The sequence below is a fragment of the Mucilaginibacter kameinonensis genome, assembly GCF_003675385.1.
In the GTDB taxonomy this organism is placed as follows: domain Bacteria; phylum Bacteroidota; class Bacteroidia; order Sphingobacteriales; family Sphingobacteriaceae; genus Mucilaginibacter; species Mucilaginibacter kameinonensis.
The window spans coordinates 664,017-689,343 of record NZ_RCWZ01000002.1 but is presented as its reverse complement, the minus strand read 5'-3'; the positions used below and the strand labels follow the sequence as shown (position 1 = coordinate 689,343).

Here is a 25,327-nt window from a genome sequence, read left to right as displayed (position 1 = left end):
CTTTTCGCATTCTGCTTTCAGCTTCTTAACGAGGGTCAAGTGGTTCGTCCGGATCAATTTGTTTCGCTTCTTCAACCGGGTAATATTCTACTTCGGTTTCAGAGTTACGTTTAGCCAGTTTATAAGGCACATAGTTGAGTTCCTTTTGGCAGCGGGCATCCATAGTCATGATAAAATCAGTTTGTGATTTATCGGTTACTACAATCCCCGGCTTATCGGCAGGGATACCATACTTATAAAGCAACCTTGCGCTGTTACGCATGTTGGTAGTTGTATGGCGAGCATGCGGTTCAATGATGATCACGTTTTCCGGCATATGAAGCGCTTTCATCAGGTAAACCTTCATTTCTTCGGCCTCGTTATATTTTGTTTTATAAGGGTGCACCTTACCACCCGATACAATAATAAAAGGTGCCTTGCCAGCCTTATATTCCTGTACCGCCAGCCTGCAGCGCAGCATCCCCTCCCCGCTCAGCGGCGATGTTAAATTATCAGGCCCAGCACCCGGCACAAGGATGTTTGAATATGGATAATCGGCCCACTTAATGGTTTTAACACTGGTTACCGCGGCTTTATTGGCATTCAGCTCCATCGGCTCGTAATTAGCAGGATCCTGCCTTTCGTTAATCTGCAAATAAAGTAAAGCAGCCTGCATAGCCGGTTCAAAAAACAATTTGGTTCCTTTAATGTCGCCTATCAAAGTAGCAGAGGCATCATACATCAGCGTATAATATGCCCTCGATCTAACATTATAGCTAATGGAATCTATTTGCGGATAGTTAGGCTTTTTACCTTCGGCATAAACAGCTATTGTGTAGTTAATACTACCTGCATCCTGCTCCCATGCTTTTACAAGCAGCTGCTCAGGGGATAATTTTTTATACAAACTATAAAAGCCAGATGGAATTAGTTTTGATTTAACCAGCTTATCAAGAGCATTGCCTGTTTTATACAAAGCAGTAAGGCGCTCGCTCACCGTTTTGATATCATCATCGGTCAGTTTTACGGCTGCTGTAAGGCATGAGGCATCTTTACAATCGGTAAGTGAAGCATTAAGGGCGCTTAGCTTCTTTTGTAAAAGCTGAGCCAGTTCCGGATCATTCTTGAGTAAAGCGCTTACTTCGGCATCCTGTTCAAAAAAAGTAAGCAGGCCGTAGTTTTTTGTCTTTACGTAATCTGTCGGGGTATTTTTAACAGAAGCCGGGGCTTGTGCGGAAGCGCTTAAACCGCCTAAACCAAGCATTGCTAATAGCAGGAGTTTTTTCATTGAGCTGTTTTTTAACAAGGCGCAAATAACGCCCAAGCAGATAAACTCAAGGTTAACTACCGGTAACTTTCCTCTTACAAAACAGGCCTAATTTTGATTTAAATTAAGATATGCAATCTTTGGGATAAAATAATCCATGTCAATTTTGATATTTGCAAAAGCTGATAATTATACCGAATATCCCTCATGGAAAATGCCGCCTTACTGAAAGCCATTATTGAAAACGCTATTGATGGTATTATCACCATTGATGAACGGGGGAATATCGAAACCATCAACCCTTCGGCATGTAAACTTTTTCAGTACGAACCCAGTGAGGTTGTTGGCAAAAACGTATCCATATTAATGCCCCAGCCTTACAAGCAGGAGCATGATCATTATATTGACCGTTATCAAACTACCGGCAGGGCGCACATTATAGGTATAGGTCGTGAAGTAACGGGATTACGGAAAGATGGCTCGCAATTCCCGTTCAGGCTTGGCGTTAGCGACGTGAATTTTTCAGGTCGTAAAATATATGCAGGCTTTATCCATGACCTGAGCCGCGAAAAGGAAGCCGAGGACAAACTGAAAGAGTACGCCGCTCACTTAGAGGATGTAGTTGAAGAACGCACCTTATCATTAAAGCAATCTGTCCGTGAACTGCAAAAAGCAAAAGAAGAGGTCAGTCAGTCCCTCGAAAAAGAGAAAGAACTGGGACAACTGAAGAGCCGCTTTGTATCCATGGCCTCGCATGAGTTTCGCACCCCCCTGAGTGCTGTGCAGCTGTCGGCTTCACTTATTGATAAATATGCCGAGCCGCTGCATAGTCCGCAAATAGGCAAACATGTGAATAAGATCAAGAACGCCGTTGGTAACCTTACCACTATCCTGAATGATTTTCTTTCGCTCGAAAAACTGGAAGCCGGCCGTGTTGAACCATCATACACTTCTTTTGATATCGTTAAGCTGGCCGAGGAAATAACTGAAGAAATGCAGCTCATGGCTAAGCAGAATCAAAATATCCTTTACCAACATACCGGTACCACCAGCATGGTACAGCTTGATACCAACCTGCTTAAAAACTGCATTATCAACCTTATTACCAACGCCATCAAATATTCGGGCGAAAACAGCTTTATTGAGTTTAACACCGAAATAAATGAATCAGGTTGTTCCGTAACTATCAAAGACAACGGCATAGGGATACCGGAGAGCGATCAGAAACATTTATTCGAAGCATTTTTCAGGGCGCACAATACCGGTAATATCCCCGGCACTGGTTTAGGACTAAACATTGTTGCCCGGTATGCCGCGCTCATGAACGGTAGGGTTGATTTTGAAAGCAATGTAAACGAAGGCACTTCATTCACCATTTCATTCCCCGCATAATGAGCCAAAAGATCCTGATCATAGAAGATAATACCGACATCCGCGAAAATGTAGTAGAAATACTGGAATTGGCCGGTTACACTGTTTTTGAAGCGGACAATGGCAAAACCGGTGTGGACCTTGCCATAAAAAACCTACCCGATGTTATTTTGTGCGATATTATGATGCCCGAGCTTGATGGCTATGGCGTTTTATACATGCTGAACAAAAACCCGGAAACGGCCACCATCCCCTTTATATTTTTAACCGCGAAAGCCGAACGCATTGACCAGCGCAAGGGCATGGAAATGGGCGCGGATGATTACCTGACCAAGCCCTTTGATGATATGGAACTACTAAGCGCTATTGAAAGCAGAATCCGAAAAAAAACTGCCCAGCAAAACTTTTATAGCCAATCGCTTGATAATTTAAGTTCTATCGTATCAAAAAACACCGGTCTCGCCGAACTAAAACGCATTATTGCCGAACGTAAGGCGCGCCTGTTTAAAAAAGACCAGGTTATTTATTATGATGGCGATAAAGGGACTGGCTTATACCTGATATTGAAAGGCAGGGTTAAAACCGTTAAACTGGCCGACGATGGCCGCGAACTGATGACAGGCATCCACTCGGCCGAAGAGTACCTGGGTGTAAATGCCATGCTCTCCAACGAGGCATATACCGATACCGCCACGGCGATGGAGGATAGCCTGCTCTGTCTGATTCCTAAAGAACAGTTGGATAACCTGCTTAATTTATATCCGGACGTAGCACGTGAATTTATCAAGTTACTCTCCAATCATATCCGCGACAGGGAAGAACAGCTTTTGCAGCTGGCCTATAACTCGGTACGGAAAAGAATGGCCGATACCCTGATGCGATTGTATAAACAACAGGGAGGTGATTTCAAAGTTTCACGCGAGGACCTTGCGGCCATGGCCGGCGTCGCGACAGAAACTGTAAGCCGTACCCTTACCGATTTTAAAGATGAAAACCTCATTGATAAAAAAGGCAGTCACATCACGGTACTCTCACCCGAACGGCTCGGCAAAATGAAAAACTGACCTTCATCACTTTTTTAGCTGATATTGCTCATTCTTGCAACGATGGCTTAAGGGTAGCTTTGCCTTTGGTTAAGTAAATTAAGGATGAAAGCGATAGCCTACAATATCAAGCCCTTCGAAAAAGAATTTTTGGCGATAGCCAACCATAAAAAGCATGAGATTACGCTGATATCAAACAATCTCACAACAGATACCGCCATATTTGCGGAGGGGAAAACGGCAGCTATCATAACTGTTGATGATGAAGTATCTGCTGATGTTATGGAGAAGCTGGCGACAGCAGGTATTAAATACATTGTTACCCGATCTTCCGAGACAAACCATATTAATAAAGCAGCCGCAGCGCAATTTGGCATTAAACTGGCCAATATTCCCTTAACCTCACCACAACATATCCAGAGTGGCGATGACGAATTACAAGAGATTTCCAATCAAACCATCCGTTGCCTGGATTTGTGGCAGTTAAATAAATGTGTAGGCAAAGCTTGTGTTTGTGCTAAAGGGTGCAGAGCTGTAATTGAGGATGAGGTAAAGGAAACTGTATAGTCATCTTTCGAAAATTCCCTCCAACCTATATTTCTAAAGTTGCCATTTTACCGTATCTAAAAAAAGTACGTAGTATATTTCTTGATATGCACCATTAGGTGCTACCTATTTATAGAATCTCATTCCAAAAGGTCTTTTTGCGCCGTGGGTGCTACCCTATTAATGAAGTTTATAATCGACATTATAAGGGTAGCCTCTATGAGGCAAAGGATTGTTGTTCCTATTTTACTACAAATAGGTATCCCCTACGGGGAATTGTAAATGAAGAGTTATAAAGCATATGCGTTTCAATAAAAAAACAAACAGGCTTACTTCTGTATCAACACCAACAATTGCTGTGGGGTTTCGTAGGTTGTACCTTTATAACTAAGGGCTTTAACGCCAACACATACGGTGTCTACAGTCTTAGCAGCATGTGTGATGTAGATTTTTCCCCTTACATCCGGCTCGGTACCGTCATTCACCATTTTCATTCCGGTTAATAACTGCATTACACTGTCGATACCAGGCTTCTTATCAAAATGTTTTTCTTTCCCTTCGGGGAAGTAATAATCAAACTTATCGCAGGTGATCCTAAACTGGGTTTCACGGCCAAGCTCAGTAAACTTAAACTTGATAGATTGAACATCGTCATTTGAGTTAGTTTTGCTTTTGCAGGCTACAAATGATGCTATCGCAAGTAATAAAAAGGCATTAAGTTTTTTCATTGGTTTATAGGCTCTTAAACGTATACTAATATCGGGGTTTTACATATACAACGTAAATATAATCCTGATAAGCCATCCATGTACTTGCCTTTTCAGTATAACAAATATCAAGGGCGTTTACATATGTCCAATATTGCGATTTATTGCCAAAATGAAAGCGTACGCCAAGAGTAGTATTTCTGGTCTTAAGCATGGTACGGATTTCCATACGGGCAAAATCAAGCAACGACCTGTCACTTACCGGGTTCCCATTGATGTTAACATCGACATAACTTCTATTGGGCAGAAAGCTAACCTTATATTCTGCAGGTGTAAACCTTGGCCATGAAGGATCAAACATCACCAAATCAATACAGTTTCGCTGTGTAAACACTTTATGCTGGTGAAAGAAAAACACACAGAGCACGGGGAATAAAACCAGACTAATCAATCCGGGAGCATAGGTTATAGGTTTATGGGGAGCTAAGGTTAAGATTTTCATGATGAGGTTTATAGGATTAAGCTAAGTCTATAACGTCAAATCATGAAAATTATTCCGTCAACCAGCCCAATCCCCTACTTCAACTCATCCAACACCCTGAACATTTTTTCCTTTATCCCCCGGCTCGATCCGCTGAAGTTGTTGACCATGATAGAAAAGCAAAGCTCTCGCCCATTTTTGGTTTGATAGCCTGCGTAGCATAACACATTGTTGATGCTTCCGCTTTTCATTTTCATATCGTTATAGACTGGTAAACTGGTATAAAAATCAGCAAACCAGCTTTCTTTTTTAGCCGATTGCAGGATCCGGGCCAGCGTAAGAGTAGTTACCCTATCGCCGGGCGAAAGACCGCTGCCATCATAAATATTTAAACTCCGCGTATCTATCCCCCTTGCTGCCCAAAACTTTTGCACCTCGTCAACGCCATTGGCAGTTGTAGGTTTTCGGCCCTGTTTCCAGGCTATGGTTTTGAGCAATTGCTCGGCATACAGGTTTATACTTTTCTGGTTAAGCCAGTAAACTATTTTGCTTAAAGCAGGTGAAGATATAGTCGCCAGATTTTTACTGATAACTGGTAATGGCAGATTCTTAGCGCTTAATGTCGCCGCCGATTCCGGCTCATTGCTAATGATAATACCTAAGCTCCTGAGCGTATCATTAAGGCGTAAAGCAGCATCATAAGCGGCATCGGGCAGGGCTGCAGAAATACTTTTCTTTTCCTGATCAACGGCATAGCTGCCACGCAGGTACATTACTTTGCTACCAACCGGTAAAAACGCGTAAGCGTTATCTCCCGAGCCCGATGAGCCATTGAGCAATTCGCTTTTAAATGAGAGATAAGGCATTAGCGGAACAGTACGGGACACACCAACCGGGTTACCAACAACACCCGTACGCAACTTAATATCAAACTGGTTTTCGCGCCAGCAAAGACCGGAGGTACCTGCTCCATAATAATTGCCTATATCCTGCCAGATCCATCCTTCGGGGATAGATTGTGTTCCGAAAATACTGTCATCACCAATAATTCGGCCGGTAATCTTTTTAATGCCCGCCTTTCGCAAAGCATCAGCCATTAAGGTCAATACGTGCCCCTCTTTAGTTTGCTCATAGCGCCAGCTGCCCAGGGTTGGGTCGCCGGCACCTTTTATGATGATATCGCCGTTCAGGGTACCATCGGCACCAATATCGCCGGTATAACCCAATTGCGTTTGATACTGAAAATCCGGACCTAAAACGTTAAAGGCCGTAATACTGGTAATAGTTTTTAACGTTGAAGCCGTAGCCAGGCCCATATTTGGATTGCCGGCAAACACCTGTTCGCCGGTTTTGGCATCAAGTACAGTTAACGATAGCGAAGCATAACTGCATTGACTATCGGCCTGCAAACGCCCAAATGCATTTGATATTTTTTGCTGAAGCGTTTGTCCCGCAACAGATCCTCCTATAAATAAAAAACTAACTAACAGTAACCGTTTCATCCTCATTCTTAACGTTCCGCTTCGAAATATAATATAGCGGAATCCCTATCAATACAATTACAAGGCCATACAAAGCGAAATCCCGTTTGTAGGCAAACAACAATATACAAAACGCTACGCCCATAATAATATAAAGGGCGGGCAAAATTGGATAACCAATAGCTTTATAAGGGCGCTCGGCATTGGGCAGCTTAGCACGTAAAATAAATATGCCCAATATGGTTAACACGTAAAATACTACTACTACAAATGAGATCATATCAAGCAAATCGCCATATCTACCGCTAAGGCACAATAACGAAGCAACCACGCACTGGATCCACAAACCAAACTGCGGCACGCCGAATTTATTGAGGTTACCGGTTTGCTTAAAAAACAATCTGTCTTTAGCCATAGTGTAATATACCCTTGCTCCTGAAAGGATCAAACCGTTGTTGCAACCAAACGTTGATATCATGATCATTACCGCAATTACATAAGTACCGATATTACCAAAAATAACGTGCGAAGCCGCCACAGCCACCCTGTCCTTATCGGCGACAGTAATTTCGTGTAATGATAGTACACCTGTATAAACTACGTTAGCCATTACATAAATAAAGGTTACAATGATAGTACCCCACATCATGCTTAAAGCAACATCGCGTTTTGGATTTTTCATTTCGCCGGCAACAAAGGTTACGCTGTTCCAGGCATCGCTGCTAAAGATTGAACCCACCATGGCCGCTGCGATAGCGCCAAGGGCAGTACCTGTTGTGAGTGTAGTAATACTGCCGTCTTTATTCAGGTTATGTAAATCCCAGGCATTTGTCCAGTTGGCATGCCATATATCTGCCTTGAAAGCGAATAATCCAAAAACTATCAGACCGAAAAGACTAATCAACTTTGTTAAGGTGAACACGGTTTGAATCACCTTACCACCCTTCACACCCCGGGTATTTACATAAGTTAAAATAATGATCAGTATAATAGATACCACCTGCGCGGCACTTATGGTAAAAAATTTCGGATCGCCGGTTGATGTTGCCCCGATTTGCCATTTCCATAATATATTATCCTCACTAAAAGCTGGGATCAAATATGCGGTAAATTTACTAAAGGCCACCCCTACCGCGGCAATGGTACCGGTTTGGATCACCGCGAAAAAACTCCATCCATATAAAAAAGCGATCAGCTTATTGTAGGCCTCTTTTAAATAAACATATTGGCCTCCTGCTTTAGGAAACATACCGCTCAGTTCTCCATAACTCAGGGCGGCAGTGAGCGTCATGAATCCGGTGATTATCCAAATGGCTATAAGCCAACCGGCTGAGCCTACGTTACGGGTAATATCTGCACTAACAATAAAAATACCTGAGCCTATCATGGAGCCTGATACCAGCATGGTACCATCCAGCAGGCTAAGCTCATGTTTCATTTTGGGTTGCGATGAGTTTTTCGCCATATATAATTTTAGAGTTTAAATCTCTAAACTATTCAAAAACTTTAATATTAAGGATCACTATTGTAAATAAATAAAATTACTATTTTGCAATACCAATTATTATTTACACACTGTGTAAAAACCAACACAGTGCCTACTTACTAAACCAAATTTGTGATATGGATTTTCTGAACAATTACTTAATTTATTTAATTCCTGTTTTTGGACTTATCGGGATCCTTGTTATGGCAATTAAAGCCGCCTGGGTTACCAAACAAAACGCCGGCGACGGCGACATGGCTACACTGGCCGGTTACATTGCAGATGGTGCTATGGCCTTTTTACGTGCCGAGTGGAAAATACTTGGAGGCTTTGTTGCCGTTGCCGGTATTTTACTGGCATGGTCAGGTACAACAGTTGCTACATCAAGCCCGGTTATAGCCATATCATTTGTGATTGGCGCGTTTTTATCGGCATTTGCCGGTTACCTGGGGATGCGTATTGCTACAAAAGCTAACGTACGAACTACACAAGCTGCCCGTACCAGCCTGGCGCAAGCGTTAAAAGTATCATTTACCGGCGGAACAGTAATGGGCCTTGGTGTTGCCGGTTTGGCTATCATTGGTTTAGGGTCACTGTTTATTGTTTTTTACCAGGTTTATGTAGTTAAGGTAACAGGCAGTACGGTTAACGGCGAGGCCATGGCAAAAGCGCTTGATGTTTTAGCCGGCTTTTCGTTAGGTGCAGAATCTATAGCGCTGTTTGCACGTGTTGGCGGCGGCATATATACCAAAGCGGCCGACGTAGGTGCCGACCTTGTAGGTAAGGTTGAAGCTGGTATCCCTGAGGATGATGTTCGTAATCCAGCTACAATTGCAGATAACGTGGGTGATAACGTGGGCGACGTTGCCGGTATGGGTGCCGACCTTTTTGGCTCTTATGTGGCTACCATGCTTGCTACCATGGTATTGGGCCGCGAAATTGTATCTCACGATAATTTTGGAGGGATAGCACCGGTTTTATTACCGATGGTAATTGCAGGCCTTGGTCTGATATTCTCAATTGTTGGTGCCGCTATGGTGAAAATCAAATCAGAAACAGACAGCGTGCAAAACGCGTTGAATATAGGCAACTGGGCATCTATTGTGCTAACTGCTATCGCTACTTATTTTGTAGTGCAATGGATGCTACCATCCGGCGAATTTCATATGGTACGTGATGAAGTTAACGGCGTTGTAAAAGCAACAGTGATACCTTTCACTAAAAATGGTGTTTTTGGCGCAATTGTGGTTGGTCTTGTAGTGGGTACCTTAATGTCTATTATTACCGAGTATTATACGGCTATGGGGAAACGCCCGGTGCTAAGCATTATCAGGCAATCTTCAACCGGGCACGCTACAAATATCATCGGTGGCTTATCAGTAGGCATGGAATCAACCGTGCTGCCTATTCTTGTTTTGGCATCAGGTATTTATGGCTCGTACTATTTTGCCGGTTTATACGGTGTTGCTATTGCAGCTGCAGGCATGATGGCTACCACTGCTATGCAACTGGCTATTGACGCATTTGGACCAATTGCAGATAATGCCGGAGGTATAGCTGAAATGAGCCGTCTGCCCGAAGAAGTTCGTCACCGCACCGATAACCTGGATGCTGTGGGCAATACTACAGCTGCTACAGGCAAGGGCTTCGCTATTGCTTCGGCAGCATTAACTTCACTGGCGCTATTCGCTGCCTTTGTGGGTGTTGCAGGCATTGAGCATATTGATATTTACAAAGCAGATGTATTGGCTGGCTTATTTGTTGGCGGGATGATCCCTTTTATCTTTTCGGCCCTGTGTATTTCGGCGGTAGGCCGTGCGGCTATGGCTATGGTAGAAGAAGTTAGGCGTCAATTCCGCGAGATACCAGGCATTATGGAATATAAAGCTAAACCCGAGTATGAGAAATGCGTAGCCATATCAACCAAAGCTTCTATCCGCGAAATGGTGGCGCCGGGTTTAATAGCCCTGATCACTCCTGTTATTATCGGCTTTGCATTTGGCCCCGAAGTATTGGGCGGCCTGCTTGCGGGCGTTACGGTATCTGGCGTACTGATGGGTATTTTTCAAAGCAACGCGGGCGGCGCGTGGGATAACGCTAAAAAATCATTTGAGAAAGGCTGCGATATTAACGGCGAGATCTTTTACAAAAAATCCGAACCGCATAAAGCATCAGTAACCGGTGATACTGTGGGTGATCCGTTTAAAGATACTTCTGGCCCATCAATGAACATTTTGATCAAGTTAATGTCGATTGTTTCATTGGTTATCGCACCTCACCTCAACAGCCATCAAACTGCAACCGCTGCCAGGGTTCAAAAGGAGATGAATAAACAACCTATGAGCATTCATATGGTTGTTAAAGCAGAGAAAAGTGTTTAATAGTTTTTATATCTAATGAGAAAAGCCGCCTGTTGAGGGCGGCTTTTTTGTTATTGTCTGAACCGCGATTTATGGAATTTGCCGGATTATTGGATTTACTGATCTTACATTCTATATTTCGTGTTAGGGATTGCAGCGGATACCGGCCTGTGGTTAATGCCTGTGCAGTATGAGCGGAAAGCCCGGGCCGAAGGTAACACCATAATTATGTGAATCAGGCCCTGTCCTAAAAATTCAGCAAATTAAACACCAGACTTACGAAGTTTTAAAAACTTCGTAAGTCTTCAACTCATTTGAATACTTAGCTAAATTTTCGGAATGCTAAAATCCTGCCCATCCTGAAAATCCCATAAATCCAGGTTCAGACATTTTTTTTCAAATAAATTTCCGCAACCGATTAATTGCATATATATTTGCAATCAAACGGTTGCAAAAAGAGTTTTTATGAGAAGAGATGTATTCCAGGCGATTGCCGATCCTACCCGCCGCGCTATTATCAGTCTGCTGGCCTTACAGGCCATGACGCCCAATGCCATTGCCGAACATTTTCAGAGCAGCAGGCAAGCTGTATCCAAACATATCCAGATCCTTAGCGAATGCCAGCTGGTTAGTCAAAAACAAACCGGCCGCGAAATCTATTATCATTTTAACGCTCAAAAAATGAAAGAAGTGGATGTTTGGATGGATCAGTTCCGCGCCCTGTGGGAAACCCGTTTTAGCCAATTAGATAATGTATTACAAAACCTAAAAAACAAACAGTCATGACAAAAAACGAAGCCGTATTTACCAAAGACCTGCAAAACAAAAAGCTAAATGTAATTAGGACTTTTGACGCACCGATTAACTTAGTATGGCAGGCATGGACAGAAAGCGAGATTCTTGACCAATGGTGGGCACCTAAACCCTATCGTGCCGAAACCAAAACTATGGATTTCAGGGAAGGGGGATACTGGCTATACCAGATGGTTGGCCCCGAACATACGGAGCATCCAACATGGTGTAAGGAAGCATTCAAAACTATTGTAGTTCCTGAAAAAATAACCAACGCGGTTTCATTTTGTGACGAAAATGGCGAAACAAACACCAACTTCCCTATCATGAACTGGGAGAAGAATTTCACCGACGAAGGTGAACATACCACCGTTAACATCGATATCTATTTTGATAAAGTGGAGGATATGCAAACTATTGTTGGCATGGGCTTCCAGGAAGGTTTCACCGCCGGCTTAAGCAACCTGGATCATTACCTGAGCACCGCTTTCAAGATCAGGAAAGAACTCAAAACAAGCACCGCCGCAAGGGTCACCACTTATCTAAACTTTCCGGGCAATACCGAAGAAGCTTTCATATTTTACAAAGAGGTTTTTAGAGGCGAATTTACCGGCAAAAAGCTTACCCGTTTTAGTGATATAGAGCTGCCTCCCGAGGTTCAGATGAACGAAGCCGATAAAAAGCTGATCATACATGCGGAGCTTACTATTATGGGCGGGCATGTATTAATGGCAACCGATGCTCCGGAAAGCATGGGTTTTAAAATGCATACAGGTAACAACATGCACATCAACGTCGAGCCTGAAAGCCGAGAGGAAACAGAACGCCTGTTCAATGAACTTTCGGCCGGAGGAAAGGTAAGCATGCCGTTGCGGGATATGTTCTTTGGAGCGTACTTCGCAGAGCTTACGGATAAGTATGGTATTAACTGGATGCTGAATTATCAGACAAAGGAGTAAGACTGTCTGAATCAGAATGTCTGAACCGGAATTTGTTGAATTCTTTGAATGGGCAGAATTTAATGGTCGTCCTACATCTTCGACAGAATAAAATTCGATTAATTACTTAATTCAATAAATTCCGGTTCAGACATTTTTTTAATACACCGGCTCCTTCGCCTTGCTTCCCATCAAAAATACCAGTTTCCCGCCTTTCATAATATCCTGATGTGTTATATATTCCTTACTGTAAGGCTTACCATTTAAGCTGATACTTTGCACATACTTATTCTCCTTCGATAATCCCCTGGCCTCTATCACAAAGCTTTTACCACCCGTCAAAGCAATACTCACTTTATCAAGCAGTGGCGCGCCAAAAACATAACGACCATCAGCGGGATTTACCGGGTAAAAACCCATCGCCGTAAAAATATACCAGGCCGACATCTGACCGCAATCATCGTTGCCCGAAAGGCCATCGGGTTTGTTTATATAAAATTGATCGGCAATTTGCCTTACCAGTTCCTGCGTTCTGGCTGGGTTACCGGCAAGCGTATATAAATAAGCTACATGATGATTAGGCTCGTTCCCGTGGGCATATTGCCCTATCAGCCCGGTTACATCAAGTGTTGAACCTTTTCCAAACACTTTCGAATCCATCAAAAACAACGAATCCAGCTTACCCAAAAACGCCTTTTTGCCACCCATCAATTTGATTAGGCCCGGAATATCATGCTGCACCTGCCAGGTGTATTGCCAGGCGTTGCCTTCGGTATAGTCGCCCCCTACGGCCAGTTGACCACTATCAAGGTTGGCAAAGGGATTTACCCATTCGCCGTTTGAGTTGCGGCCGCGCATCAACCGGGTACTTTTATCAAACAGGTTATTATAAAACCGCGACCGTTTAATGAAATAATTATAGTCGCTTTGTTTATTTAGCGCTTTGGCCAGTTGAGCTGCACACCAATCGTCATAAGTGGCTTCCAAAGTACGGGAAACGGCTTCACGTTTTACAGTATCCGATGGCAGGTAACCGTAACGCATATACAGGCTCCAATCGTATTTGGGGTTTTTGTTATGCGTGAGTGTGTTTTTAATAGCCTTAAAGGCCTTTTGCTTGTCAAAGCCTTTAATACCTTTCAGGGCGGCATCTACAATTACAGGCACTGCATGGTTACCAATCATAGCGTAACTTTCCTTGCCCCACAGCGTCCAGATGGGCAGCATGCCTGCAACAGCATTGTGCTGTAACATGCTCTCAGCCATTTGTCCATCCTTGTCCGGGCAAATAATGGTATACAATGGATGGGCTGCCCTGTAAGTATCCCAAAGCGAGAAGGTGGAATAAAACACTTTATCGGCAGAGCGGTGCATCAGGCTATCGGCTCCACGATACTGCCCATCAACATCGGCAATATTATTGGGTTGGATAAGTGCATGGTACAGACTGGTATAAAAGGCGATTTTCTCATTTTCGCTGCCCTGAGCTTTAAGCTTGCCAAAATTTCGTTCCCAGGCTTGACTCGCCTCGGTTCTAACCTGCTCAAATGTTTTATTTTGCGTTTCGGCCAGCAGGTTTTTACGAGCCCCGGCAATACTCACGCCCGAAATGCCAACTTTAGCTTCTACAGCTTCGCCAGGTTTCAGATCGAAATCAAGCACCAAACGGCGTTTGTTTTCTCCATCGATAAAATGGTGACCGGTAAACGGACGGTTAAAAATAGCGGCAAAATACACCTGCTTATCAACCCACTGGCTCGAAAAGGCATAGCCGCTTATAGCAGTTTTACTGTCGATAGTAATCTCTCCTTCAGATACATGCTCCGCCAGCTGCTCGGCACTTTCTACCAGTCCGCTTTGCATATCAACAAGCAGGTGGGCTTTACCGGTTTTATTAAAAGTATACCTATGCAAACCGGTATGCACGGAAGCTGTTAGCTGAGCTCTGATGTTGTTGTCGCTTAAAACTACCTCGTAGTAGCCTGGAGAAGCTTTTTCTTGCTGATGAGAAAACCTGCTTTGAAACTTTTGCGGATCTTTGCCTTGAAATGGGAAAAACAGTACGTCGCCTAAATCAACCCCTCCCGTACCACTCAGGTGCGTATGTGCAAAGCCCGTGATCACGGTATCCTCGTAGCGATAACCTGAACAATAGTTCCAGCCGAAGTTACCGGTTTCAGGACTAAGCTGTATCATACCAAATGGCACCGTAGCCCCCGGAAAGGTATGCCCGGTTGCAGATGTGCCAATGAACGTGTTTACATATTTAATCAGCGAATCCGGAGGCTTTTGATGAAAAAATGACATCGCGAGCAAGGGCTTGTCTCCCTGAGCTTGTCGAAGGGTCGCGCGCAGAGGCCTTGCCCACCATGCTTCGACAAGCTCAGCATGACACCCATTTTTGAACGCCTTTGGCACTGCCCCGACAGATGCAACCGATAATATTAGAACAACGACAATCAACTTTTTCATACACTTATTCCTTGTACTCGATTGTTTTTTTGAGCACCACATCCTCGGCCGAACGGGCTATCATTACATCAAATGTACCGGGTTCAGTCATTTGTTTCATATTGTTATTCCAGATGGAAATATCCTCAGGTTTTACCTTAAACTCTACTGTCCGGGTTTCGCCGGGTTTAAGGCTAATCTTATCAAAACCTTTGAGGGCCATCACCGGCGTTGTTACTGAATTTACTTTATTGCCGAGATACATCTGCACTACTTCTTTACCTGCCACGCTGCCGGTATTGGTTACATCTACAGAAACGGTGATAGCTTCATTTTTAGTGAATGATGCAGCCGAAACCTGCATATTACTGTATTTAAAAGAGGTATAACTCAACCCATAACCAAAAGGGAACAATACATCGGGCGACGAAAAAACATAGTCCTGCCCCGGTTTTTCGGGTGAACCCGGATTATGGTAAAAACCTTTATTGGATGCTACATGATTATAAAATACCGGGATGTGTCCGGTTGATTGTGGAATTGATACAGTTAGCCTTCCCGATGGATTTACCTTACCAAACAGGACATTGGCTATAGCATTGCCGCCCCGCTCGCCGGGATACCATGCTTCCACAATGGCTGGGACATTTTCCTTTTCCCATTTGATGCTTTGTGGGCGACCATGTACCAGTACCAATATCACGGGCTTACCGGTTTTATAAACGGCCTGTAGCAGTTCACGCTGTACGCCATCAGGGTTAATATCGGTAACGTCATAGCCCTCACCGCAAGTGAAAGGATCTTTAGGCTCGCTTTCGGGTGCATGGCCATTCCACCCTACGCCAGAAAACACAACGCTTGTTGTACCTAAAACTACTACCACAGCATCGCTATTTTTTGCGGCGGTAATAGCATCAGCAAAACCGCTTTTATCGGAGCCGGAAAGCGCACAGCCCTTTGCATAGTTGATCTTTACCTTGCTGCCAACCAATTGCTTAATACCATTAAGCGCGGTTGTGCCCGATCGGCTATCTCGGGTGGAGCTGTAGTCGCCGTACTGAACCTGGTTGGCATTGGGGCCAATCACAGCCAAAGATTTCAGGTTATTTATATGAAGCGGCAAGAGCTGTTTATCATTTTTAAGCAGGATGATTGACTCTTCGGCTATTTGCTGTGATAATGCCACATGATCTGGCGTATGCACCCGCTTTTTTAATGCCGAAGTATTAGGTAACGCCTTTTCAAACAAACCTGCTTTAAACTTTATCGTGAGGATGCGGGCAACAGCACTATCAATCTGTGCTTCTTTTACTTTACCCTCGTTCACCAAAGCAATCAGCTTGCCATAAACATCTGAGCTTGGTGCTTCCAGATCAACCCCTGCACTCAGGCCTATGGGCGCGGCACCTTCAGCATCTTTAGCGATATGATGAAAGGTGTACAGATGTTTGAGCCCTTCATAATCCGAAAACACATAACCCTCAAAACCCCACTCCTGCTTTAAGATAGTTTGCAGCAGGAAATGATTGGCATGCGCAGGCACGCCGTCAATCTCGTTGTAGGCAGGCATTATGGCATAGATATTTGCCTTTTGCACGGCATCTTTAAAAGGAGGTAAAAACATCGACCTTAATTCGCGTTCCCCTACTGATGCCGGGGCCAGGTTAATGCCAGCCACAGGGATGCTGTAAGCCGCGAAATGTTTGGCTGTACACATCACCTTATCTTTGCCTATATCGTTTATGGTTTGTGAAGTGTCGCCTTGCATCCCTATTACAAAGGAAGTACCCATTTTGCTCACGAGGTAAGGATCTTCGGCGTAACATTCTTCGTTACGGCCGTAACGTGGGTCGCGAATCAAATCAAACAGTGGCGAAAGCGCCTGGTCAACTCCCGATGAGGAAGCTTCATAAGCGATTACCGAACCCATTTTTTCTATCAACGCCGGGTTCCAGGTACTGCCTTGTGCTATTGCCTGCGGAAAAATAGTAGCACCTGCCGCCAATTGTCCGTGCAAGCATTCTCCTATTTGGATGGGCGGGATCCCAAGTCTTGTTTTTTCCTTCGCGTATTTTTTGGCAGCAATTGAAAGCGATGCTATATCATTGATATTGGTAAACGGGCTTTCACAAACGCCGTACGCAATTGGGTTTTGCATAGAGCCTTTTAACGAGTTCATACTCATCTGCCCAACCTTTTCCTCCAAAGTCATGCGGCCCAGCAAGTCCTTCACCCGATCGGTTAAAGGCGCTTTAGGATCTTTATAAACCTGTGCCCCTGCAACGTTAATTACAAAAGCGAACACGGCAAGCAAGAATAATTTCTTTTGCATAGGTGTATGGTTTGGCAGTTTATAAAACGATAAATGCACCACAAGAACCGTCATTGCGAGGAACGAAGCAATCGCGAGCTATACAGAGCGGACCTGCAAATCGGGGATTGCTTCGTTCCTCCCAATGACGCTTTTTTATTGTTAATGCACCAAATAAAACTTCGGGTAGAGCTTCTCTCCTCCTGCAATCTTTAATGCTATCAGGGTTTGATTTTCATTCGCCTTATCGGCAATGTAATGTCCGCTTAATGCATACACACCTTTTTTCAAATGTAATAAAGCTTTTTGCGGTTCAACATAAGTATTCAGTCCCATTTTTATTACCGGCTCGTCATCCAGAAACAAAGCGGGACTAACCTCAAACCCGGAAGTTAATTCATAATCCGCTTCCTTGGTTATCTTGATGAACCCCTTAATTTTCACCCAATTAATAAACCCTTCGCCCAATGACCTCACAGGCACAATCAGATTTGTTTCCCCTGTTTCTGCGGGTCTTTCATTTTCCAGCTTATCTATATCGTGCTCTTTGGTTTTAAAAACCTCGTAAAACATTCCCGGTTTCAAGTTAGCTGCTTTTTCGCGGGATGCTTTGATAGTTATCCGTTTGATATTGGCCATTTGACGAATATGCTGATCATTCAGCGTCCAGGTAGTAAATGTTCTCAGGCCGATGCTATCTTTCAAAGGCACATCTATATTAACCGGGAAAGCAACAGCCGCGCTATTAACGTCCGGCATTTTGCCGTTTAGCGCATAACGAACTTTAGCTCCCGTTAACGGGTAATTCAGCGTTAATTTAAACCTGTTTTTATTGGTGATGATATTATCCACACCGTCAATATCAGGCAAACGGGCATTAAAATTCCATAGCTTAAACAAGCCGTACTGGTTTTTCATTTTCCAGCCAAAGCGATCAAGGTTCTTTTCATTTTTCGGGCTCCAGGTGAGTTCGGCCACGGCAAGGGCGCGTGGGTAAACCATGTACTGCAGGTGTTGTGCATTGGGTACCTTTTCATTCCAGATATTGCCTTGTGCCCCTAAAATGTATTCAGCTTCGGCATTGGTAAGCTCTTTTGATTGCGGCTCATAATTGTACACCATTTGCCATGTCACCGGCGGGTTCCAGCCTATTGGCTCCAGATCTTCATTGGCCTGCGGGGCATCAAAATACATGTAGGGTAAGGGCGTCATTACTACGTGGTGGCGCATCTTGGCAGCGGCTATGCCCCCAGCCTCACCCTGCCAGCTCATTACTGTGGCCGATTCGGCAAGACCGCCTTGAAGAATCTCATCCCAGCCTACCAGGCGTTTGTTTTTTGATAGCAGAAATTTCTCTATTCGCTTGATGAAATAACTTTGTACCTCTTTTTCACTTTTCAGATGCTCCCGTTTCATGAGGGCAACGGCAGTAGGGCTCTTCAGCCAATCAACCATTTCGGCCTCATCACCGCCTATGTGCACATACTGGTTCGGAAATAACCCGATTACTTCAGTCAGTACATCCTCCATAAATTTGAAGGTGAACTCGCTCGGGTCCAGCATTCGTACCCGGTGTTTGGCACCTGTGGAGTCTTGACAGCCCAACTGCGGATAAGCAAAAATGGCCGCTTCGCTGTGCCCCGGCATCTCTATTTCGGGCAGAATGGTTACAAACCTGTCCTGCGCGTATTTGATCACATCACGGATTTCATCTTTGGTATAAAAACCATCACGGCCGTCATCTATCAGGTTGTCCAGTTTTCTGAACTCACTCCTCTTAGCGTAGTAGCTGATTTTTGAGCCCACTTCGGTTAGGCGTGGATATTTATCAATCTGAATGCGCCAGCCCTCATCGTCGGTTAAGTGCCAGTGAAAGGTATTGAGCTTATAATGAGCCATTACATCTATATACTTTTTCACTTCATCAACCGTAAAAAAATGGCGACTTACATCCAGGCTTAAACCCCGCCAGCCAAATCGTGGCTGATCGGCCACGGTACAGGCAGCAACTTTTATGGCAGTCGCTTTATCCGTCGGCAACAACTGAATCAGTGTTTGAACCCCATAAAACACGCCTGCACCGCTCCCGCTGATGCTCACGGATGCAGGGCTTACATTCATGGTATAAGTGCTTTCGGCATTAGACCAAACATTGTTTAACCTGATGGCTGTTTTGACAGGGATCTTTTCAAATACCTTTACTGTTGTTTGCAGACCATAGTTTTGATTAAGATAATCCTGAAGGTATTTGCCTACCGGTTCGGTTTCTTTATTAACCCCGATTACAGCATTCTTGCTCAATAAAAAGCTCCCTTTACCTCCTTTTAAACTTACAGGCTGCGGAATAATATGAAACTGCGCCCTTGTTGTTACCGATAAAAACAGCGAAGCGAATAGTAAAATATATTTCAGAGATAGTGTTTTCTTCATTTCAGCAGATAATGAAACGGGGTTATACCTTAACGGTGATATTCTTTTTATAAAGGATCCAAACCGGAACAAATATGATCAGTACGGTCAGGATGGCTCCGGCCAGTGAGGCGTTTTCGGGCGAAAGATACGGTACGAACAGATTATTGTAGGTGAACGACCATAAATTAGTTTTTTGCACCGGAATAGCAGCTATTAAAGCGGGAATGATATCGGCCAAAACATAAGCAGCAATGGCATTACGGCCGAAAGCCAAAAATGGCGACAGTAAAGCTTTATTCCCTTTAATATCAATAAACCAGTATGAAAGCGCAAGGATATTAATAGCTAAACCTGCAGTAAGCAGCACGAACGAGCTTGTCCACAGTTGTTTGTTTATAGGGAAAAAAGTATTCCAAATTAAGGCAAGCGCTATCAACAAAATACCCACGCCCATCATTTTAAACAGCTCAGCACTGGTTTTAAACTTTCCGGTTTTAAGCCAGGTACCGGTAAATACACCCAGCAGGCAGGTAGCAACAGATGGGATAGTTCCCAGCAAGCCTTCCGGATCCCAGGTTTTGGATGCCCCCCAAAGGTGATTTTCGGTAAAAACCGATCTATCTATCCAGGCCCCTAAATTGGTAGCAGGTTCAAGGTTTGGCGTTCCGAAACCCGGTACAGGTACCAGGGTCATTAATAGATAATAGCCGATAAGACAGCTTACAGCGATAATTACCTGTGTACGGATGTCGGTTTTAACATACAACAAGGCAGTTATGCCAAATACGAGCCCGATGCGCTGCAACACACCGGGAAAACGCAGATGCGCGAATTGAAAATCGTTTATCAGGGGTAAGCAAACGCCAAGGGCTATGATAATCAGCGTACGCCTTAATATTGATAAGAGCAATTTGTTATGGTTAACTGTGTCAGCCTTTTTGCTTTCCATAGCGTACACGATGGATACGCCCACCATAAACAGGAAAAACGGAAACACAAGGTCAGTCGGGGTACAGCCATTCCATTTAGAATGTTCAAGCGGCCAATAGATATGTCCCCAATCGCCGGGATCATTTACCAGGATCATGGCAGCTACAGTAAAACCCCTGAAAAAATCAAGCGATAGCAGCCTTGGACGGCTCGCCTTTGCGGTGCCAGTATTTTTAAGTGGTTCCTGCTGATTGATTACCGAAGCTGCCATGTGTTATTATCCTGTTAGCTATTCTTTTTATGTGTTTTTAAGATGTATTTAAATTGGTATATGCCCGAACCAATGTCCATCTGCATATCGCCGCCAGCAGGTTTGATGTTGGCAATATCTTTATTGCTGTTAATATCGATATTACCTTCGGTAACCGGGCCATCAACTGCCGGCAAAGTTATAGTAGCAGTTGTATTTGGCGGCACAATCACATCAAGGGTAAAAATCCCATTATCAATACTCCATGCCGATTTTACCTTTCCGTAAAGGGTTTCCAGCTCGGCGTTGGCATTGGTTAATTTACCTCCCGGATGCGGAAAGATATTGATTTTATGAAAACCCGGCGAACCCTCGTCCGTGTTGATACCGGCTATTACGCGGTACATCCAATCGCCTATGGCACCATAGGCATAGTGGTTAAAAGAGTTCATTTCCGGATCTTCAAAGGTACCGTTGGGTTTTATACCATCCCAGCGTTCCCAAATTGTAGTTGCCCCGTTTTTTACGGGATAAAGCCATGAGGGGTATGACTCCTTCATCAACAGGTCATAGGCGATATCGGTGTGACCGAAACGACTTAACACGTGGCAGATGTAGGGTGTGCCTAAAAAGCCTGTTGTAATGTGCTCGTCATAATCCTCAATATTGTTCACCAGCCTTTTGGCTGCAGATTCGCGCAGATTTTCGGGCAGCAGATCAAAGTTCAGCGCCAGTACATAAGATGTCTGCGTGCCGGAGATCATGCGGCCGTTGGGCGTAACATATTCTGCCAGGAAAGCCTTTTTAACATCTGCCAGCAAATCGGTGTATTTTTTAATGTCGTCCTGCTTACCTAATATGGTAGCGGCATTGATAACCAATTGGGTTGAGTAAGCATAAAATGCCTGCGCTATCAGATTTTTATCGGTAAGGGCGGCGCCATCAGCATAGTCGGTACCCGCGTAAAACAGCCAGTCGCCAAAGTGATTACCTGTGTCCCATAAACCATTACGGGTATGGCGGGTAATGTATGCCACCCAGGCTGTCATACTTGGATATTGATTTTCTAAAACCTGCTTATCGCCATAAGCCAGGTAAATATTCCAGGGAGCAATTGTTGCCACATCGCTCCAACCCGAAGCTGCTGCTGATGCACTGTCCAACATATCAGGAATCACATAGGGAACAGCTCCGTTTTTATGCTGATCGGCAGAAAGATCTTTTAGCCACTTGGTAAAAAATCCGGCTACATCCATATTGAAAGTTGCAGTGCGGCAAAACGCCTGGGCATCACCTGTCCAGCCCATTCGTTCGTCGCGTTGCGGGCAGTCAGTAGGCACATCAATAAAATTACCTTTTTGTCCCCACTGAATATTATGCTGTAACTGGTTAATAAGCGGGTTAGATGTTGAGAACATGCCCGTTTGCGCCATATCTGAGTATAAAGCAAAAGCAGCTACGTTTGTTGAATCCAGTTGTCCGTTATATCCTTCTATCTTCAGGTATCTAAAGCCCTGAAAGGTAAAATGCGGCTCGAAGGTTTCTACACTATCCCCTTTAAAAATGTAAACATTTTCCTGTTTGGCTGTACGAAGGTTTTTGGTGTAGAAGTTACCTTTCTGATCCAGCACCTCGGCATGAAATAGTTTTACAGTATCTCCGGCCTTTGCCTTCAGCTTAAATTGTACCCAGCCCACCAGGTTCTGACCAAAGTCAACCACATGCTCGCCTGCCGGGGTAGTAAATACCTTAAGCGGCTTAAACATTTCGTGCTTGCGCACCGGCGGGCCAAGGGTTGCCACTAAATTATCTTTAACGGTATCAATCGTACGTACCGAATCCCAATTCAGATCTTTATAAGCAATTGTCGACCAGCCTTTCTTCTCCTTACGGGCGTCATAAACCTCGCCATCAAAAAACGATGATGAACGGATTGGCCCATAAGCCACTTTCCATGTTTTATCCGAATTGATCAGTACGCGTTTGCCATTGGTATAAACTACTTCTAACTGAAACAACAAACCGAGCTTGGTACCGTATACATTTTTTCTGCGATTGTAAGTGTAGCCGCGGTACCAGCCATCGCCCAATGTCACTCCTACGGCATTATCGCCTTTCAGTAAATCAGCAGTTACATCATAAACCTGGTATTGCAGGCGTTTATTGTAGCTTGTCCATCCCGGGCCGAAGTAATCTGTGCTAATCCGTTTTCCGTTGAATTGTGCCTCGTAAAGGCCGTGTGCTGTGATGTATAAATGAGCGGCACGTACTTTATGATCAAGCTTAAATGTTTTCCGGAACATAGGGCTTGGGCCGCCTGTAGTATCCGACAGGTAGTTATCTTCAATCCATTTGGCGCTCCAATCGGCAGGTTTAAGCAAGCCCATTTTCCAGGAGTTAACCATGCTCCAGGGGGTAACCTGCTGCCTGTTGTTCCAGATACGCACCTGCCAGTAAACTTTTTGACGTGAGGCAAGCGCCGGGCCAGCATAATAAACATGAAGCGATTCGCCTGAGGCAACCTTACCTGAAGTCCAGAGCAGTTCTTTGCCTTTAAGTAACGATACCGCATTAGTGCCCACCCTTACTTCATAAGCAACCTGCTGTACATTCCGGTCGCGCGTTATGAGTTTCCAGCCGAGGCGGGGTGTAGCCTGGTCTATGGAGATGGGATTTATTTTGTATTCACAAATCAGGTTATCAACCCGGAACGGTGGGGGAACCGGCGGCGCTTTTTGCGCTTGTGCAATTATCGGCAGATACAAAAAAAGCAATATAGTGATGCGTGTGCATACCTTTTTACACATACCTTTTTGGGTTTAATAATTCATGCTATTAAATATACTTTAACAGCGATATTGTTTTGATATGCAACACTAATTTTTATTAAGCAGGCCTTAAAAATGATGTGATCATTGCAATACACATTATAAACGTAATATGGCCCGGTAAAAGTTTTAACCTGGCCATGTAACATTATCAGTGCTCAAGGTTGCCCTCGTTTAAAGGGTATTGGAACAACAGGCGAATATTGTTATATGCTGCTGAATTAATTTGCCATGAACTATTTTTATATGCCCTTTCGCTAACGGCATGAGCTTTCATCACCTCGGTAGCTTTACCTGTGCGAAGCAAATCAAACCAGCGATGGTTTTCAAAAGCAAGCTCAACCTGGCGCTCATGCGCCATAGCCGCACGAAACTCCTCCTGGCTGGAAACATTCAGATCTGCGTTTGAGTTACCCATTGTTTTATCCTCTAAACCAGCACGTTCTCTAACCAGGTTAAGATATTTAAAAGCGTCCCCGCCGCCTGCAAAACCTTGTTCATTTAAACATTCGGCCAGCATCAGGTAAACATCAGCATAACGGTAAACAGGGAAGTTGTTTGGCGTTACGCCTTTAACTGCTGTTTTGGGCCCGGTATATTTCTTTATGAAAGGCAGATCGATACCATACTCATCCGAAGTAAAATCGATAAGTGAAGCGTCTTTTCTTTGATCGCCATCTTCAAAGGCATTCACCAGATCCTGGGTGGGGATATTCCATCCGTTTTGGGCATTGTTATCAATGGAATAACCTGTAACATCTTCATCATAATAATCCCAGGGGATAAATGTGTCGATAAAATCGCTACCCAAGCCATTGGGACCTTCTATGTATTGAATTTCAAAGATCGATTCCGGGCCATTTTCCTTACTTAGATTGAAGTTGTCCGCATAATTAGCGTTCAAACTGTAAACGCCTGATGATATCACACTACGTAAAAGCGGGATAGCCAAATCAAATTTTTTCTGGGTCATGTATACTTCGGCAAGCATGGTTTCGGCGGTGCCTTTGGTAACCCTGCCTTTATCCGATGTATTCTCATATTTTAAAGGCAATTTAGTAATGGCAGCTTGCGCATCGGCTATAATCTGCGTATAAACCGATGCCGCCGGCGATTTAGTAGCCAGATTATAAGCATCGCCCACCGATTTTGGTTCGGTAAGTACCAGCGGTACATCACCAAACATACGTACCAGGTTAAAGTAATTGAATGCACGTAAAAACAAAGCCTGCCCGCCAATAGTATCCGTAGTTGCGGCATCAAGCTTGGCAAGTGGCAAACGGTTAAGGATCACGTTGCACCTGCCGATATCCGTATATGAGGTATTAAAGTAGGTTTCTACAATATCATTATTATTTAATTCACGAAACTCATCCAGTTCCTCTTTACTGGTGCCCGAACGGTCATAAGGGTCAAACTCGTATGATGTATTATCAGACCGCATTTCGCCAAGCGCCCAAAACGATCCCGTATATAGTCCCTGAAGCGGTTCGTAAGCGCCATTTATAGCTTGTACAAACTGCGCTTTTGATTTATAAAAGTTGGCGCTGTTCTGCGTGTCTGTAGGTTGCAGGTTCAGGTAGTCTTTTTTACAGCCATAAAAACCAACAACTGCCAGGGTAAGAAAAAGGTATATGCTTTTTTTCATGTTTTCCGATTCTTAATGTTGCTCAATTGAGTTCTAAATAATTGCA

The 25,327-nt window shown here is 44.1% G+C and carries 17 protein-coding genes; 6 read left to right on the top strand and 11 right to left on the bottom strand.

The window, feature by feature from the left end; translation table 11 throughout:
• Window positions 1–25 precede the first annotated feature (25 nt).
• A complete protein-coding gene (locus tag EAH55_RS09865) occupies window positions 26–1,267 on the bottom strand; it encodes a YdcF family protein (RefSeq protein ID WP_121809471.1) in 1,242 nt (413 codons plus the stop codon).
• Window positions 1,268–1,453: 186 nt separating this feature from the next.
• Between EAH55_RS09865 and EAH55_RS09860 the strand changes: the two genes are divergently transcribed.
• From EAH55_RS09860 to EAH55_RS09850, 3 genes are all read left to right on the top strand, one after another.
• A complete protein-coding gene (locus tag EAH55_RS09860) occupies window positions 1,454–2,638 on the top strand; it encodes a PAS domain-containing sensor histidine kinase (protein WP_121809470.1) in 1,185 nt (394 codons plus the stop codon).
• A complete protein-coding gene (locus EAH55_RS09855; RefSeq protein WP_121809469.1) occupies window positions 2,638–3,681 on the top strand; it encodes a response regulator in 1,044 nt (347 codons plus the stop codon). Before EAH55_RS09860 ends, EAH55_RS09855 begins: the two co-directional genes overlap by 1 nt.
• A gap of 84 nt (window positions 3,682–3,765) precedes the next feature.
• Complete coding sequence (locus EAH55_RS09850) at window positions 3,766–4,227, top strand: Rossmann-fold NAD(P)-binding domain-containing protein (protein WP_121809468.1); 462 nt, start codon at window positions 3,766–3,768, stop codon at window positions 4,225–4,227.
• Window positions 4,228–4,535: 308 nt separating this feature from the next.
• Here the strand turns inward: EAH55_RS09850 and EAH55_RS09845 are convergent, their stop codons facing one another.
• The 4 genes from EAH55_RS09845 to EAH55_RS09830 all read right to left on the bottom strand — a co-directional run bounded on the left by EAH55_RS09845 (window position 4,536) and on the right by EAH55_RS09830 (window position 8,340).
• Window positions 4,536–4,934 (bottom strand): hypothetical protein, encoded by a 399-nt coding sequence (locus tag EAH55_RS09845; protein WP_121809467.1) that lies wholly within the window; start codon window positions 4,932–4,934, stop codon window positions 4,536–4,538.
• A 25-nt stretch (window positions 4,935–4,959) separates the two neighbouring features.
• Window positions 4,960–5,415, bottom strand: a complete 456-nt coding sequence (locus tag EAH55_RS09840) for a hypothetical protein (protein ID WP_121809466.1) — start codon at window positions 5,413–5,415, stop codon at window positions 4,960–4,962.
• A gap of 74 nt (window positions 5,416–5,489) precedes the next feature.
• On the bottom strand, window positions 5,490–6,896 hold the full coding sequence (dacB, locus tag EAH55_RS09835) for a D-alanyl-D-alanine carboxypeptidase/D-alanyl-D-alanine endopeptidase (RefSeq protein WP_121809465.1): 1,407 nt from the start codon (window positions 6,894–6,896) through the stop codon (window positions 5,490–5,492).
• Complete coding sequence (locus EAH55_RS09830) at window positions 6,874–8,340, bottom strand: APC family permease (protein ID WP_121809464.1); 1,467 nt, start codon at window positions 8,338–8,340, stop codon at window positions 6,874–6,876. The genes dacB and EAH55_RS09830 overlap by 23 nt, the downstream gene beginning before the upstream one ends.
• Before the next feature lie 158 nt (window positions 8,341–8,498).
• Between EAH55_RS09830 and EAH55_RS09825 the strand changes: the two genes are divergently transcribed.
• The 3 genes from EAH55_RS09825 to EAH55_RS31245 all read left to right on the top strand — a co-directional run bounded on the left by EAH55_RS09825 (window position 8,499) and on the right by EAH55_RS31245 (window position 12,472).
• Window positions 8,499–10,742, top strand: coding sequence for a sodium-translocating pyrophosphatase (locus EAH55_RS09825; RefSeq protein ID WP_121809463.1), 2,244 nt, complete (start codon window positions 8,499–8,501; stop codon window positions 10,740–10,742).
• A 444-nt stretch (window positions 10,743–11,186) separates the two neighbouring features.
• Entirely contained in the window at window positions 11,187–11,507 is a 321-nt protein-coding gene (locus tag EAH55_RS09820; RefSeq protein ID WP_091217982.1) for an ArsR/SmtB family transcription factor, read from the top strand.
• Window positions 11,504–12,472 carry an SRPBCC domain-containing protein gene (locus tag EAH55_RS31245; RefSeq protein WP_121809462.1) on the top strand — a complete coding sequence of 323 codons (969 nt, stop codon included), beginning with the start codon at window positions 11,504–11,506 and terminating at the stop codon, window positions 12,470–12,472. Before EAH55_RS09820 ends, EAH55_RS31245 begins: the two co-directional genes overlap by 4 nt.
• Before the next feature lie 138 nt (window positions 12,473–12,610).
• Here EAH55_RS31245 and EAH55_RS09810 read toward each other — a convergent pair whose 3' ends face one another.
• The 6 genes from EAH55_RS09810 to EAH55_RS09785 all read right to left on the bottom strand — a co-directional run bounded on the left by EAH55_RS09810 (window position 12,611) and on the right by EAH55_RS09785 (window position 25,281).
• Entirely contained in the window at window positions 12,611–14,758 is a 2,148-nt protein-coding gene (locus EAH55_RS09810; RefSeq protein WP_162996806.1) for a GH92 family glycosyl hydrolase, read from the bottom strand.
• 169 nt (window positions 14,759–14,927) lie between these two features.
• Window positions 14,928–17,234 carry a glycoside hydrolase family 3 N-terminal domain-containing protein gene (locus tag EAH55_RS09805; protein WP_162996805.1) on the bottom strand — a complete coding sequence of 769 codons (2,307 nt, stop codon included), beginning with the start codon at window positions 17,232–17,234 and terminating at the stop codon, window positions 14,928–14,930.
• Window positions 17,235–17,375: 141 nt separating this feature from the next.
• Window positions 17,376–19,643, bottom strand: coding sequence for a beta-N-acetylhexosaminidase (locus EAH55_RS09800; protein WP_121809459.1), 2,268 nt, complete (start codon window positions 19,641–19,643; stop codon window positions 17,376–17,378).
• 22 nt (window positions 19,644–19,665) lie between these two features.
• Window positions 19,666–20,826 carry an acyltransferase family protein gene (locus tag EAH55_RS09795; protein ID WP_121809458.1) on the bottom strand — a complete coding sequence of 387 codons (1,161 nt, stop codon included), beginning with the start codon at window positions 20,824–20,826 and terminating at the stop codon, window positions 19,666–19,668.
• Window positions 20,827–20,840: 14 nt separating this feature from the next.
• Complete coding sequence (locus EAH55_RS09790; protein ID WP_121809457.1) at window positions 20,841–23,612, bottom strand: alpha-L-rhamnosidase; 2,772 nt, start codon at window positions 23,610–23,612, stop codon at window positions 20,841–20,843.
• Window positions 23,613–23,784: 172 nt separating this feature from the next.
• Window positions 23,785–25,281: a RagB/SusD family nutrient uptake outer membrane protein gene (locus tag EAH55_RS09785; protein WP_121809456.1), complete on the bottom strand. Its 1,497-nt coding sequence runs from the start codon at window positions 25,279–25,281 to the stop codon at window positions 23,785–23,787.
• Window positions 25,282–25,327 lie beyond the last annotated feature (46 nt).